Here is a 15,568-nt window from a genome sequence, read left to right on the forward strand (position 1 = left end):
ACAACCGATCCCCAATGACGTGATGCATTTCGCATCGTCACCTTCGGTCGGTATGCTGTGCCGCATGCAGCCAAAGAAATACGCCCTGCCGCTGATGGTCCTGTCGCTGGCCGCCACCTCCGTGGTCCACGCGCGCGGCACCATCGACAAGGTGGACATCAAGGGATTGGACAAGGGCGACGACGCCGCAATCATCGAGAACATCCAGGAATCGCTGTCGCTGTACGACACGATCGGCAAGGAACAGGGCGAATCGCGCCTGGAGTACCTGCTGTCCCAGGCCGAGCGGCAGACCCGCCAGGCACTGGAACCGTTCGGGTACTACAACCCGGTGATCAAGGTCGAGGCGCCGCGCGAGGACGAGCATGTCCGCGTGCTGATCCACGTCGACAAGGGCACCCCGGTCACCGTGCGCCGCGAGCACATCGACATCACCGGCCCGGCGATGTACGACCAGTACCTGCAGGACGACCTGGCCGCGTTCAAACCGCGCAAGGGCCAGCGCTTCGTGCATACCCAGTACGAAGCCAGCAAGATCACCATTACCCGCCGCCTGGCCGAGCGCGGCTACTTCGACGCCGACTACACCCAGCGCCAGGTGCAGATCACCCGCGCCGACAATGCCGCCGATATCGACCTGACCTGGGATAGCGGCCGCCGCTACAACATGGGCCCGGTGCGCTTCGAACAGGATTACTTCGTCGACAAGCTGTTCGATCCGCTGGTGTACTGGGACCAGGGCAGCTACTACCACGAGGGCAAGCTGGACCGCCTGCGGCAGTCGTTGACCAAGCTGGACTATTTCAGCGTGATCGACATCCAGCCGCGCCCGGACGAGGCCGACGAGAACGGCGACGTGCCGGTGGACGTGAAGCTGACCCGCGCCAAGCGCACGATCTATACCGCCGGTCTGAGCTACGGCAGCGAAAGCGGCCCGGGTGTGCGCGGGGGCATCGAGCGGCGGTTCCTGAACAACCGCGGCCACAAGATGAACACGCAGCTGGACTATGCGCAGAAGCGCAAGAGCCTGGTCACCAGCTACCGTATCCCGGCGTTCAACTGGCTCGATGGCTGGTACACCTTCGCCGCCAGCGCGTACGACGAGCAGACCGACTACATCGACCTGCGCAACTTCAAGCTGATTGCCAGCCGCAGCGGCGAGATCAACGAGCACTGGACCGCGATCGCCTCCATCAATGCGCTGCGCGAGCGCTGGCGCTATGCCTCAGGCACCGAGTTCACCAGTGCGGTGTACAACACCTCGACGCTGGTCTACCCGCAGATGGTTGCCGACTACGTCAACGTCGATGACGAGATGTTCCCGCGCAAGGGCATCAGCGGTACCGCGACGATGCGTGCCGGCGTCGAAGGTGCCGGCTCGGACACCAGTTTCGTGCAGGCCAATGCCGTGCTGCGCTGGTACATCCCGGTGGGCGAAAGCAACCGCCTGATCCTGCGTGGCGAAGGCGGCACCACCTGGACCAGCGATCTGGTGGCAATGCCGCCCAGCCTGCGCTACTTCGCCGGCGGTGACCGCAGCATCCGTGGCTATGCCTACCGCGAAGTCGGTCCGCGGACCCCGGCACCGGACAAGTACGCGCTCGGTGCCAAGAACCTGGTGATCGGCTCGGCCGAGTACGAGCACTATTTCAATGGCGGTCCCTGGGGCGCGGCGGTCTTCGTCGATACCGGCAGTGCCTTCGACAACACCATCGACCTGCATACCGGCGTTGGCTTCGGCGTGCGCTGGAAATCGCCGGTGGGCCCGGTGCGCATCGACGTGGCGCATGGCCTGAACAACCCGGATTCGCAGTTCCAGCTGTACCTGAACATCGGAGCGGACCTGTGAGCACGCCCGCACCGACTCCGACCCAGAACACGCCGCCGCCGCGGGTGCGCTTCTATCGTCGCCGCCGCTTCTGGGCATGGTCCGGCGCCGGCGTGATCGGTCTGGTGCTGCTGGCCCTGCTGGCGGTGTACTGGCTGCTGCAGACCGTGGCCGGCCGCGATGTGCTGCTGGCACAGGTGGTGGCGCGGCTGCCCGTGGGCGCCAGCTTCACCTGGGACAAGGTGGACGGCCCGGTGGCCGGTCCGCTGACCCTGTACAACGTCGACTTCCGCTACGACGACATCCATTTCCACGCCGAGCGTGCCCATCTGGAGCCGGACCTGCGCCCGCTGCTGGGCCGCAAGCTGCTGCTGGACAAGCTGGAGCTGACCAACGCGACGTTGAACCTGGCCAAGAGTGACGAGCCGTTCAAGCTGCCGTCGTGGCCCGATTCGCTGCCGCAGATCGAAATGCCGCTGGCGATCCAGGCCGATGCCATTGCCATCGACGGCTTCCGCATCAGCCAGGCCAACGAGCCGGTGATCGACATCAGCCGTGTGCGTGGTGGCATCGAGATCGCCAACGGCGAGTTCCAGGCGCACAAACTGGTCGTGGACAGCGACATGGGCAATTTCACCGCCCAGGGCCGCTACATCCCGGCCAAGGACTACGACACCGACGTGACCGTCACCGCAGTGTTGCCGGCCCCGCGTGGCCGTACCGCAGCGACGGTGGGGCTGGTGGCACGCGGTGACCTGTCGCACATGGAAGTGGCGGTGGCCGGGCGTGCGCCGAAGCCGCTGCACGCGATGCTGGTGTTCGATGGCCGTACCGACCCGACCTGGAGCGCCACGGTGCGCAGCGACGAACTGGACCTGGCGCTGCTGTCACCGGCGTTGGCCAGCTCGGCGATCGCACCGCTGGCGCTGGACTTCACCGCCGCCGGCAAGGGCGGCAACGCCAACCTGCGTGGCAAGGTGAAGCAGGGCGATCACGAACTGGAACTGGCACCGTCGGTGGTGTCGTTGCAGGACCAGGTCCTGAAGGTCTCGCCGCTGCTGGTGAAGGGCCTCGGTGGCGAAGCCCGCCTGGAGGGCACGGCCGATTTCAGCCAGGAAGACCAGCAGAAGCTCAACTTCTCGGTGGTCGCCCATGACCTGACCTACGTGCCGGCGCCCGATCCGAACACCGCCGGCAGCGCACCGGTGCCGGTGACCCTGAAGGAAGCGCGCTTCGGCCTCGCCGGTACCCTGAAGGCCTGGGCCGCGATCGGCCGCGCCGAGGTCGAGCGTGACGCGCAGAAGGCGCAGCTGCGCTTCGACGTGCGCGGCAACGACCAGGCCGCGTCGATCCACCAGCTGCAGGCGCAGACCCCGGGTGGCCAGCTGCAGGTGGAAGGCCAGGTGGCCTGGGCGCCGCAGCTGGACTGGGACGCCAAGGCCACGCTGAAGGACTTCGACCCCGGCTATTTCGTGCCAGGCTGGAACGGTCGCCTGTCCGGCAACCTGGCCTCCAAGGGACGCCAGCTGCCGCCGCCGGCCAATGCCGCGCCTGGCACCGCCGGTACGCTGGAAGCCACGGTTGACCTGCCGTCGCTGAAAGGCGTGCTGCGCCAGCGCAACCTCGACGCACAGGGCAAGTTCGCGCTGCAGGGCGAGCAGGGCCAGGGCGACCTGAAACTGTCGCTGGGCAGCAGCCGGGTGACCGCTTCAGGCAAGGTCGGTGACCGCCTCGACATCGATGCGCGCTTCGAGCCGCTGCAGTTGAGCGACCTGTTGCCGGGCGCCGATGGTGGCCTGCGTGGCCAGGTGCAGGTGAAGGGCCCGCGCGATGCGCCGGACATCACCGCCGACCTGGTCGGCAACAATCTCAACTGGGACGGCTACGGCGCCGAGAGCGTGAGCATCAAGGGTCACCTGCCGTGGCGCGGCGACAGCGGCACGCTGGCGGTGCAGGGCCAGCAGGTCAATGCCGGCATGCTGCTGGAACGCTTGAACGTGGATGCACAGGGCAGTGTGTCCAACCTGCGCCTGGCGGCGCAGGCCCGCAACGAGATGGGGGCGGTCGAGCTGCAGGGCAGTGTCCGCCAACAAGGCACGCAATGGCGTGGCGAGCTGGCCGCGCTGCGCATCGCACCGGTGAAGGGCGATGCCTGGTCGCTGCGTGCGCCGGCGGCGTTCGCGATCAATGGCAGCAGCTACACGCTGGGCGAAGCCTGCCTGGCCGCCGCCAGCAGCGGTGCACTGTGTGCACAGGCCAACTGGCCACGCGAGGGCCTGGTGGTACGCAGTGATGCGCTGCCGCTGGCGCTGGTGCAGCCATGGTTGCCGCCGCAGTCCGGTCGTCGCATCTACCTGCGCGGCGATGTCAGCCTGGACGCGCAGATCCGCCCGCGCGGCAACGCCTGGGAAGGCCACGTGGAAGTGCGCTCGAAGGAAGGCGGCGTGCGCCTGGGCGAGAGCCGCAACACCGTGGGCGATACCACCCGTGGCGAACTGGTGCGCTATGACCAGTTCTCGCTGAAGCTCGACATGACCCCGGCCAGCATCAAGGGCTACCTGGGCATGGGCTTCCAGGGCAACGGCTTCGTTGATGCGAAGATGCAGACCGGCTGGGAAGCCAGCGCGCCGTTGAACGGCGAGCTCTACCTCAACATGTCGCGGCTGTACTGGCTGGAGCTGTTCTCGCCGGACATCGTGCGCCCCACCGGCCTGATCGAAGGCCACGTCAGCCTGCGCGGCACGCGTGGCCAGCCGTCGCTGGGCGGTGATGCGCAGCTGAGCAACTTCAAGGGCGAATTCCCCGCGCTCGGCCTCACTTTCGATCAGGGCAAGGGCAGCTTCGTCGCCCAGCCCGACGGTTCGGCCAAGATCACCGCGCAGGCCAACTCGGGCCAGGGCACGCTGTATGTCGACGGTGGCCTGTCGTGGTTCGGTGATGCACAGCCGCTGCAGCTGAAGATCCACGGCGAGAACGTGCTGCTGTCCAACACCAGTGAACTGCGCATCGTCGCCAATCCCAACCTCGACTTCACCCTGGCCAAGGCGGCGATGGAGCTGCGCGGTACCGTGCACGTGCCCGAAGCGGACATCGACATCGAGCGGCTGGACCGCGGCACCTCGGTGTCTGAAGACGTGGTGGTGCTCGATCCGGCCGACCCGGAAGAGTCACGCACCTCGCCGCTGGACATGGATCTGGTGGTCAGCCTCGGCGACAAGGTGAAGATGACCGGCTTCGGGCTGAAGGGCGCGCTGACCGGCAAGATGCAGGTCTGGGCCAAGCCCGGCCGCGAGATGACCGCCAATGGTGGGCTGGAAGTGAGCGGCCGCTACAAGGCGTATGGGCAGGACCTGACCATCACCCGTGGCAACCTCACCTGGAACTACAACGCGGTGTCCGACCCGCGCGTCAACATCCGTGCCGAGCGCCGGGTCGGTGATGTCACCGCCGGCATCGACGTCACCGGACGTGCGCAGCAGCCGCGTGCCGATGTGTGGTCCGATCCGGCGATGTCGCAGTCCGAAGCGCTGGCCTACCTGGTGCTGGGACGCAGCCTGACCGGTGCCAGCAGCGACCAGACCCAGCAGGTCAACGCGGCCTCGGCGGCACTCTCTGCAGGCAGTGGCCTGCTGGCCTCGCAGCTGGGCGCCAAGCTGGGCCTGGACGATGCCGGCGTAAGCCAGTCGCGCGCGCTGGGTGGCTCGGTGATCGGTGTCGGCAAGTACATCTCGCCCAAGCTGTACGTCGGTTACGGCGTGTCGCTGGTCGGTGCCGGTTCGGTGATCACGCTGAAGTACCTGCTGCGTCGCGGCTTCGACGTGGAAGTGGAATCGAGCACGGTGGAAAACCGCGGTTCGATCAACTGGCGGCGGGAGAAGTAACGATGCGATAGTGCCGGCCGCTGGCCGGCAACTGCACCGTATCTCCGGAGTTGCGGGGGTTGCCGGCCAGCGGCCGGCACTACCGTGCACGTCGGCCCAACCATCGGCCGTTGCCCCATCCGGCCCCAGCGGCTATGGTCCCGGGCTGTTCTGTCGTACCGGATTGCCTCATGTCACCACGCAAAGCCCTTCCCACCGCCCTGGCCCTGGGCCTGACCCTCGCCGCCGGTGCCCACGCCGATGAAGGCATGTGGATGCCGACCCAGCTGCCGGAACTGGCCAAGCCGCTGCAGGCCGCAGGCTTCAAGGGCAATCCGGCCGACCTGGCCAACGTCACTGCGCCGCCGCTGAGCGCGGTGGTGCGTGCCGGTGGTGGCACCGGCTCGTTCGTGTCCAGCGACGGCCTGCTGCTGACCAACCACCACGTGGCGATGGGCGTGATCCAGTACAACAGCTCGCCCGAGCACGACCTGATCAACGGTGGCTTCATCGCCAGGGACCGCGCCGACGAGCGCCCGGTCAACCCGGACTTCCGCGTACTGGTCACCGTCGGCTTCGACAAGGTGACCGACCAGGTGCTGGCGCAGGCGCGTGGCAAGACCGGCCGTGCCTACTTCGATGCCGTGGATGCGGCCAGCAAGCAGATCGTGGCCGAGTGCGAGAAGGACGGCAGCGTGCGCTGCTCGGTGGCCAACATGTACTACGGCACCGATTTCTACCGTATCGCCCAACTGGAACTGAGCGACGTGCGCCTGGTGTACGCGCCGCCGCGTGCGATCGGCAACTATGGCGATGAAATCGACAACTTCATGTGGCCGCGCCACACCGGCGACTTCACCCTGCTGCGCGCCTATGTCGGCAAGGACGGCAAGCCGGCCGCGTACAGCAAGGACAACGTGCCCTACCAGGCGCCGGCGCACCTGCAGATGTCGGTGGAAGGCCCGAAGGAAGGTGACTACGCGATGCTGGCCGGTTACCCGGGCATCACCTACCGCCACCGTACCGCGGCCGAATTCGCTGGCCAGATCGATACCGTGCTGCCGCGCCGCGTATCGGTGTTCCAGCAGATGATCGACACCATCGAGGCCGCCAGTGCCAAGGACGCGCAGGCGCGCACCCGCTACGCTTCGCAGCTGCAGTCGCTGAAGAACAACCGCAAGCGCGCCGCGGGTGAGCTGGAAGGCCTGCTGCGCAGCGACGCCAAGGCCCAGCGTGCCGCCGACGAGACGGCGATGCTGGCTGCCACCGACCGCAAGTACCAGGGCGATATCAAGGCGCTGCTGACCAACCTGTCGCAGGGCGCGGCGGTGGGCGAGCGTGACCTGCTGCTGGACCAGATGGCCGCACAGAGCCAGCTGCTGCGCTCGGCGCTGCTGCTGGAACGCCTGCGCATCGAATCGGCCAAGCCGGACGCGCAGCGCGAGAGCGGTTTCCAGCAGCGCGACCAGGCGATGATCGAAGGCGTGCTCAAGCAGGTCCAGCGCCGTTACGCACCGGAAGTCGAGAAGGCGCTGCTGACCACCCTGCTGACCCGCTACCAGAAGCTGCCGGACGCGCAGCGCGTGGCCGAGTTCGACACGGCCTTCGGTCGTACCCCGGAGCAGCTGGCAGCGGCGCTGGATACCCTGTACGCCGGCACCCAGCTGGGTGAGGAGGCACAGCGCCTGTCCCGTTTCGCTGCTGCGCGCGAAGGCAAGGCGCTGGCCGCCGATCCGCTGATCACCGTGGCCGGCCCGCTGGTGGCCGCGCAGCTGCGCATCGAGAACGAAAGCAAGACCCGCGAAGGCGAGCAGCTGCGCCTGCGCCCGGCCTACATGCAGGCTTTGTTCGCCTGGCGTGCCAAGCAGGGCCGCGCGGTGTACCCGGATGCCAACCGCACCCTGCGCATCAGCTACGGCAAGGTCGAGGCGCTGCATCCGCGCGACGGCGTGACCTACTCGCCGGTGACCACCGTGGCCGGCATCGTCGAGAAGAACACCAACGCCTATCCGTTCGATGCGCCCAAGCCGCTGCTGGCCGCGATCGCCAAGGGTGACTTCGGCAGCACCGCCGACCCGGCGCTGAAGACCCAGACGGTCAACTTCCTGACCAACCTGGATACCACCGGCGGCAACTCCGGCTCGCCGGTGCTCAACGCCAAGGGCGAACTGATCGGCCTGAACTTCGACAGCAACTGGGAATCGGTCAGCGCCAGCTGGTGGTTCGACCCGCGCTACAAGCGCGCCGTGCACGTGGACATGCGCTACCTGCGCTGGCTGCTGGCCAAGGTCTACCCGGCGCCGGAACTGCTGAAGGAAATGGGCGTGCCGGCCCAGTAAGAAGCCGGCCACGACCAACGGTCGTGGCCCGCACCGCGGAAGCCCCCACCCTGGTGGGGGTGGTTGACCCCAACGAGCCCGTACACCCGGCCATGCCTGGCCTACACTGCGGGTTCCTCCGACGGAAACGCGCGCGTGGTCTCCAGCTGGATCCTGCTGCTGGTCTCGGTTGCCTATGCCGCGCTGCTGTTCGGCGTGGCGTGGTGGGGTGACCGTCGGCCGATGTACCCCGACCGGCCGTGGCTGCGGCCGGTGGTCTACAGCCTGGCACTGGCCGTGTACTGCTCGTCGTGGACCTTCTACGGCGCGGTCGGCACCGCCGTGCGCAACGGCGTGGGCTACCTGCCCATCTATATCGGTCCGTTGCTGCTGCTGTTGTTCGGCTGGCGCATCATCGAGCGCCTGGCGCTGATCGCACGCAGCCAGAACGTGGTGTCCATCGCCGACTTCATCTCATCGCGCTTCGGCCGCTCGCGGCGGCTGGCGGCGCTGGTGGCGATCATCGCGCTGATCGGCATCATTCCGTACCTGGCCCTGCAGTACAAAGCAGTGGCGATGAGCCTGCAGGTACTGACTGGCAACACCGGCCCCACTGGCTTCTTCACCGATCCCGCGCTGTACGTGGCGCTGCTGATGGCGTTGTTCGCCACCCTGTTCGGTACCCGCCAGGTCGATGCCACCGAACACCATCACGGCATGATGCTGGCGATCGCCTTCGAATCGGTGATCAAGCTGCTGGCGATGCTGGCCGTGGGCGTGTTCGCCTACCTGTGGCTGAGCAACCGCACCGACGCGGTGGTTGAATCGGTGCATACGCTGTTCACCGGCCTGCCGCCGGTGGGCTTCATCTCGCAGACCCTGCTCAGCTTCCTCGCCATCATCTGCCTGCCGCGCCAGTTCCACGTGGCCGTGGTCGAGTGCGGTGACGTGCGCGATGTGCGGCGCGCGCGCTGGATGTTCGGCGGCTACCTGGTGCTGATCTCGGGCATGGTGCTGCCGATCGCCACCGCCGGCGTGACCCTGTTCGGCACCGGTGGCAGCGTCGCCGACGACTCGATGGTGCTGGCCCTGCCGCTGGCCGAGGGCCGCAACGCGCTGGCGCTGATCGCCTATGTGGGCGGCTTCTCGGCGGCCACCGGCATGGTGATCGTGTCGTCGATCGCGCTGGCCACCATGGTCAGCAACGACCTGGTGATGCCGGTGCTGCTGCGCCGGAGCGGTGACCACCAGGAGGCCGCCGACGTCGCCTCGCGCGTGCTGTGGATCCGCCGCCTGGCGATCCTGCTGCTGGCGCTGATGGCCTACAGCTACTACCGCACCAGCAGCAACGACAGCACGCTGGCCTCGTATGGCCTGATGGCGTTCGCAGCGGTGGCGCAGTTTGCGCCCGGCCTGATCGGCGGCCTGTACTGGCGTGGCGCCAGCCGTCGTGGCGTCGAGACGGGCATGCTGCTCGGTTTCGCCACCTGGCTGTACACCCTGCTGCTGCCGGCGATGACCATGGCCGGCTGGGTCGATGCCGCCTGGGTACAGCACGGCCCGTTCGGCATCGAGTGGCTGCGGCCGCAGCAGCTGTTCGGCATGACCGGCTGGGACCCGCTGACCCACGGCACGTTCTGGTCGCTGCTGGTCAATGCAGCGACGATGATGCTGGTGTCCGCGCGCTGGCGGCCCGGCGTCGACGAGCGGCTGCGCGCCACACCCTTCCTCGACCCGTATGCCGAGCGCCCGTCGGTGGCCGGTGGCTGGCCTGGTCACGTGCACGTGGGTGACCTGCTGGCACTGGCCTCGCGCGTGGTTGGCGAGCGCCATGCGCGGCGTTCGTTCTTCGAGCAGGCGCAGTCGCTGGGCCGCGAGCTGCAATCCTCGGCGCCTGCGGACCGGCCGTGGGTGCAGTTCACCGAGCGCCTGTTGGCCGCGTCGATCGGTGCGGCGTCGGCACGCCTGTTGCTGACCAGCCTGTTGCGTGGCTCGGGCATGGATCTGGGTGAAGTGGTGGCGGTGCTGGACGAAGCGGGGCAGGAGCTGCGTTTCAACCGCGAGATCCTGTCGACCACGCTGGAGAACATCAGCGCCGGGGTCAGCGTGGTCGACCCGGACATGCGCCTGACCGCGTGGAACCGACGTTACCAGGACATGTTCGGCTACCCCGACGGCATGCTCTACGTGGGCCGCCCGGTGGCCGACCTGATCCGCTACAACGCCGAGCGCGGCGAGCTGGGCGAGGGCGATATCGAGGTGCAGATCAATCGCCGCATCGGCTACATGCGCGCCGGTTCACCGCACGTGTTCGAGCGCACCCGCAGCGATGGCAAGGTGATCGAGATGCGCGGCCAGGCGCTGCCAGGTGGCGGCTACGTGACCAGCTACAACGACATCACCGACTACAAGCACGCGGAAAAAGCGCTGCTGGAAGCCAACGAGACGCTGGAACAGCGCGTGGCCGAACGCTCGCATGAGGCCGAGGTCGCGCAGCAGTCGAAGACCCGTTTCCTGGCAGCGATCAGCCACGACGTGCTGCAGCCGCTGAACGCAGCGCGCCTGTTCGCTTCGGCACTGCGCGACAGTGATCACGTGAGCGATGAGCAGAAGCATCTGGCCGAGCGCGTGGACGCGTCGCTGCGCGCGGCCGAAGAACTGCTCGATGGCCTGCTGGATGTATCGCGTCTGGATGCCGGTGGCCTGCACCCGGTGATCGGCGAGTTCGACGTGAGCGCGTTGATGCGCGAACTGGCCGCGCAGTACACCCCGGTCGCCGCTGGTCGTGGCCTACGCCTGGACCTGTTCGCGCGCCCGGCGTGGGTGCGCAGTGACCGCCGCCTGCTGCGCCGCGTGCTGCAGAACTTCCTGGCCAATGCGCTGCGTTACACCCGCCAGGGCCGCATCGTGCTGGCCGTGCGCCAGCGCGGCGACGAAGTGGAGCTGCAGGTCTGGGATACCGGTCCTGGTATTCCCGAGCACCACATGCGGCAGATCTTCGATGAATTCCACCGCTACCAGCAGCCGTTCGACTGGGGTGAGCAGGGGCTGGGACTGGGGCTGTCGATCTGCCAGCGCATCTCGCGCCTGCTTGACCATCGGTTGAACGCACGCAGCCGGGTCGGCAAGGGCTCGATGTTCTCGATCATCCTGCCGCGGGTGGCGCCATTGCCGGGTTATACCGAGCTGGCCACGCCGGTACAGGCGGTGGCCGCACCGGTACGCAGCGATTCGCTGGCTGGCCTGCGCGTGCTGTGCGTGGACAACGACGAGGAGATCCTCGACGGCATGCGCGCACTGCTGGGCCGTTGGCAGGTGCAGGTGATCACTGCCGCCACCGTTGACCAGGCGCTGGAAAAGATCGCCGAGCGCCCGCAGGTGATGCTGGTGGATTACCACCTGCACGACCGCATGGATGGCCTGGACGCGCTGGTGGCGCTGCGCGAGGCGGCCGGTTACCCGCTGCCCGGCGCACTGTTGACCGCCGATGGCCGCGACGAGCTGAAGCGGATGGCGCGCGAACGGGGTTACCGCGTGCTGACCAAGCCGATCAAGCCGGCCTCGCTGCGCGCCTTCCTGGGCGCGCTGCGCGATGCCGGCAATAGCGATGCCTGATTGGCAGTAGATCCACGCCATGCGTGGATATGCCGTCTGGTAGTGCCGGCCGCTGGCCGGCAACCACGCAATCGCTCGCCTCCGGCAAGTTACCCCACGCCGTGCAGGTGTTCGTACAGGATCGTCGCGCCGATGATCACCAGGATCACGCCACCGATGATCTCCGCACGCTTGCCGACCATGCTGCCCAGTACGCGGCCGAGCATGATGCCGACGGTGACCATGGTCAGCGTGCACAGGCCGATCACCGCAGCCATCACGCCGATATGCACGTCCATGAAGGCCAGGCCGATGCCCACCGCCATCGCGTCGATGCTGGTGGCGAAACCGGTCAGCGCCAGCTTCCAGAAGCCGTGGTGCTGCGAGGGGTCTTCGTCTTCCTCGGCACTGTCCGGGCGCAGGCCGTTGTAGATCATGTGGATGCCCAGCGCGCCGAGCAGGCCGAACGCGATCCAGTGGTCGAAGGCTTCGACGTACTGCAGGGCGGCCCGACCGAGCAGCCAGCCGATGATGGGCGTGATCGCCTCGATGACGCCGAAGATGATGCCGGCACGCAGTGCGTCGCGGAAGACCGGCTTGCGCATGGCCGCACCTTTGCCGATGGCAGCGGCGAAGGCATCGGTGGACATGGCAAAGCCGATCAGGAGGATCGAAATGGGGGACATGGGCGGTGGCTGAGGTCGGGCTAGGACGGACGCACGGCCTGCGCTCGCGCCCAACCTGACGTTGCGCGCGCGGGCCGCTGGTCTCGCCAACCATCATGGTTGTCCACGCCACGGCGCACTGGCCGAGTATGTTGACGTGGACGATTCCTGCGAAGGAATCCGGCTACTCCCCAAGGGGACGCGAAGCTTAGCACCGCGATCCGCGCGTGGCGCATTTCCAGCGAAACGCGCAGGCAGGGCTGGTTTGTATAGCGATGGCTATATCGAGAGCGCAGCGGTGCCTGGTAGTGCCGGCCGCTGGCCGGCATGCGCAACGCCGAGAGCGTGCCAAGCAAGCTTGGCACCTACCAGTGCGGTTTCAGATGATGTCGCGCGTTTCAGGGGATTGCCGGCCAGCGGCCGGCACTACCTTCAGTCTTCTTCTGGCGGCAGCACGATGGCGTCGTCGTCGATGGCCAGCTTGCCGGCCATCAGCACGGCCTGAGTGCGGTTGGTCACGCCGAGCTTGCGCAGGATGGCGGTGACGTGGGCCTTGATCGTCGCTTCGGAGACGTTGAGGTCGTAGGCGATCTGCTTGTTCAAGCGGCCGGCGCCGAGCATCTGCAGCACGCGGAACTGCTGCGGGGTCAGTTCGCGCAGGCGCTGGCCGACTTCGCGTTCCTCGCGCTCGGTCGGCGGCACGTTGTGCGCTTCCGGCGGCGCCCAGGTCTCACCATCAAGGATGGTGCCCAGTGCGTGGCCGATGGTGTCCGAATCCGCAGACTTCGGAATGAAGCCCAGCGCGCCGTGGTCGAGCGCGCGGCGCATCACCGTGGCTTCTTCGCGTGCGGATACCACCACCACCGGCAGGTGCGGGTGCAGCGAGCGCATGTGCACCAGCGCGTTGAAACCCTGCGCACCGGGCATGTTGAGGTCCATCAGGACCAGGTCGGCGTCGTTGTGCTGGTCGGCCAGCGCATACAGCGCTTCCACGCTGTCGGCCTCGAACAGCTGCACGCCGGGGATGACCCGCTGCACCGCCCCACGCAGGGCTTCGCGGAACAGCGGGTGGTCATCGGCAATCAGGAGGGTGGTCATGGTCGGGGGGAACCGTGGGGGAAACTCTATGGGGCCAGAGCCCTTTCCTGGCGGAAAGGGATCTGACCCCGGGTCGTACGTCAGCGTACCTTGCGCTCGTCCACCAGCGACGCCACCACCGACGGGTCGGCCAGGGTCGAGGTGTCGCCGAGCTGGTCCGGCGCGTTCTCGGCGATCTTGCGCAGGATGCGGCGCATGATCTTGCCCGAACGGGTCTTGGGCAGGCCCGGCGCCCACTGCAGGTGGTCCGGCGTGGCGATCGGGCCGATCTCCTTGCGCACCCAGGCGACCAGTTCCTTCTGCAGTTCGTCGCTCGGTGCTTCTTCGGCCACCAGGGTGACGTAGGCGTAGATGCCCTGGCCCTTCACGTCGTGCGGGAAGCCGACCACCGCCGCTTCGGCCACCTTCGGGTGCGAGACCAGCGCGCTTTCCACTTCGGCGGTGCCGATGCGGTGGCCGGACACGTTGATCACGTCGTCGACGCGGCCGGTGATCCAGTAGTAGCCGTCTTCGTCGCGGCGGCAACCGTCGCCGGTGAAGTAGCTGCCCGGGTAGGTGCGGAAATACGTATCGATGAAGCGCTGGTGGTCGCCGTACACCGTGCGCATCTGGCCCGGCCAGGAATCGCGGATGATCAGGTTGCCCTCGGTCGGGCCGTCCTGAATCTCGCCATCGGCATTGACCAGCGCCGGCTGCACGCCGAAGAAGGGCAGGGTGGCCGAGCCCGGCTTGAGGTCCATCGCGCCGGCCAGCGGCGAGATCAGGATGCCGCCGGTCTCGGTCTGCCACCAGGTATCGACGATCGGGCAGCGGCTGTCGCCGACCACTTCGTAGTACCAGCGCCAGGCTTCCGGGTTGATCGGCTCGCCGACGCTGCCGAGCAGGCGCAGCGACGCGCGCGAGGTCTTCTTCACCGGCTCCTCGCCTTCGCGCATCAGTGCACGGATGGCGGTCGGGGCGGTGTAGAAGATGGTCACCTTGTGCTTGTCGATGACGTTCCAGAAGCGCGAGGTGTCCGGGTAGTTCGGCACGCCTTCGAACATCAGCGAGGTCGCGCCGTTGGCCAGCGGGCCGTACACGATGTAGCTGTGGCCGGTGACCCAGCCGACGTCGGCGGTGCACCAGTAGACGTCGTCCTCGCCCAGGTCGAACACCGCTTCATGGGTGTAGGCCGCGTACAGCAGGTAGCCGCCGGTGGTGTGCAGCACGCCCTTCGGCTTGCCGGTGGAACCGGAGGTGTAGAGGATGAACAGCGGGTCCTCCGCGTTCATGCGTTCCGGCTCGCAGGTGGCCGGCTGGCTGTCCACCACATCGTGGAACCAGCGGTCGCGCGGGGCCTGCATGTCGACCGCGCCGCCGGTATGGCGCACCACCAGCACGGTTTCCACGGTGTTGGTGCCGGGCAGCTTCAGCGCTGCATCGACGTTGGCCTTCAACGGAATCCTGCGGCCACCGCGCAGGCCTTCGTCGGCGGTGATGATCAGCTTGCTCTGGCAGTCACTGACGCGGTCGGCGATCGAGTTCGGTGCGAAGCCACCGAACACCACCGAGTGGATCGCACCGATGCGCGCGCAGGCCAGCATGGCCACCGCGGCGTCGACGATCATCGGCAGGTAGATGGTGACCCGGTCGCCCTTCTTGACCCCGAGGTTGCGCAGCGCATTGCCGAGGCGGCAGGTGCGCTCGTACAGCTCGCGATAGGTCACGTGCTGGGCGGGTGCATCCGGGCCATCCGGCTCGAACAGCAGGGCGGTCTTGTCGCCGCGCGTCTCGAGCTGGCGGTCCAGGCAGTTCACGCTGGCATTGAGCTCGCCATCCTCGAACCACTTGATGTGGAAGTCGGACAGGTCGTAGCTGACGTTCTTGATCTTCGTCGGCTTGCGCATCCATTGCAGGCGCTCGGCGGCCTTGCCCCAGAAACCATCCGGGTCGGTCACCGAAGCCTGGTACTGCTGTTCGTACGACGTCTTGTCGATGCGTGCCTTGGCGGCGAACTGCGGATCGACGGGGTAGATATCAGCCATGGCACCCTCACTTGCACGTTGACTTTGTATGTGCGGTCGCAGCATCGCAGCGACCGATCCCCTTCAGTTTGCCCCATCCACCCCCGGCCGCGTCACCACTCTGGTTAGACCATGGTCGAAAGTGAGCGCCCAGCAGGGCCGGGTTCGACCAATGGCGAATAGCCGCTATACATAATCGCCC

At 67.2% G+C, this 15,568-nt stretch carries 7 protein-coding genes and 1 riboswitch; of the genes, 4 read left to right on the forward strand and 3 right to left on the reverse strand.

Annotated features, from left to right (window positions below; translation table 11 throughout):
- The first annotated feature begins 52 nt into the window (after positions 1–52).
- The 4 genes from VPH47_RS00065 (at position 53) to VPH47_RS00080 (ending at position 11,621) form a co-directional block, all read left to right on the forward strand.
- Entirely contained in the window at positions 53–1,849 is a 1,797-nt protein-coding gene (locus VPH47_RS00065) for an autotransporter assembly complex family protein (protein ID WP_110714188.1), read from the forward strand.
- The gene (locus tag VPH47_RS00070) at positions 1,846–5,709 is read left to right on the forward strand and encodes a translocation/assembly module TamB domain-containing protein (protein WP_368849841.1); all 3,864 of its coding nucleotides are present in this window, start codon (positions 1,846–1,848) and stop codon (positions 5,707–5,709) included. The genes VPH47_RS00065 and VPH47_RS00070 overlap by 4 nt, the downstream gene beginning before the upstream one ends.
- A gap of 170 nt (positions 5,710–5,879) precedes the next feature.
- The gene (locus VPH47_RS00075; protein ID WP_368849842.1) at positions 5,880–8,027 is read left to right on the forward strand and encodes a S46 family peptidase; all 2,148 of its coding nucleotides are present in this window, start codon (positions 5,880–5,882) and stop codon (positions 8,025–8,027) included.
- Between the two features lie 135 nt (positions 8,028–8,162).
- Positions 8,163–11,621: a NahK/ErcS family hybrid sensor histidine kinase/response regulator gene (locus VPH47_RS00080; RefSeq protein WP_368849843.1), complete on the forward strand. Its 3,459-nt coding sequence runs from the start codon at positions 8,163–8,165 to the stop codon at positions 11,619–11,621.
- Positions 11,622–11,710: 89 nt separating this feature from the next.
- Here VPH47_RS00080 and VPH47_RS00085 read toward each other — a convergent pair whose 3' ends face one another.
- The 3 genes from VPH47_RS00085 to acs form a co-directional block, all read right to left on the reverse strand.
- Positions 11,711–12,286 (reverse strand): manganese efflux pump MntP family protein, encoded by a 576-nt coding sequence (locus tag VPH47_RS00085; protein WP_010482394.1) that lies wholly within the window; start codon positions 12,284–12,286, stop codon positions 11,711–11,713.
- Positions 12,287–12,374: 88 nt separating this feature from the next.
- Positions 12,375–12,464: riboswitch (yybP-ykoY riboswitch) on the reverse strand.
- 233 nt (positions 12,465–12,697) lie between these two features.
- Complete coding sequence (locus tag VPH47_RS00090) at positions 12,698–13,363, reverse strand: response regulator transcription factor (RefSeq protein ID WP_005411662.1); 666 nt, start codon at positions 13,361–13,363, stop codon at positions 12,698–12,700.
- Between the two features lie 80 nt (positions 13,364–13,443).
- Positions 13,444–15,387, reverse strand: coding sequence for an acetate--CoA ligase (acs, locus tag VPH47_RS00095; RefSeq protein WP_368849844.1), 1,944 nt, complete (start codon positions 15,385–15,387; stop codon positions 13,444–13,446).
- Positions 15,388–15,568 lie beyond the last annotated feature (181 nt).

It is taken from the genome of Stenotrophomonas sp. WED208, assembly GCF_040984485.1.
Taxonomy (GTDB): domain Bacteria; phylum Pseudomonadota; class Gammaproteobacteria; order Xanthomonadales; family Xanthomonadaceae; genus Stenotrophomonas; species Stenotrophomonas riyadhensis.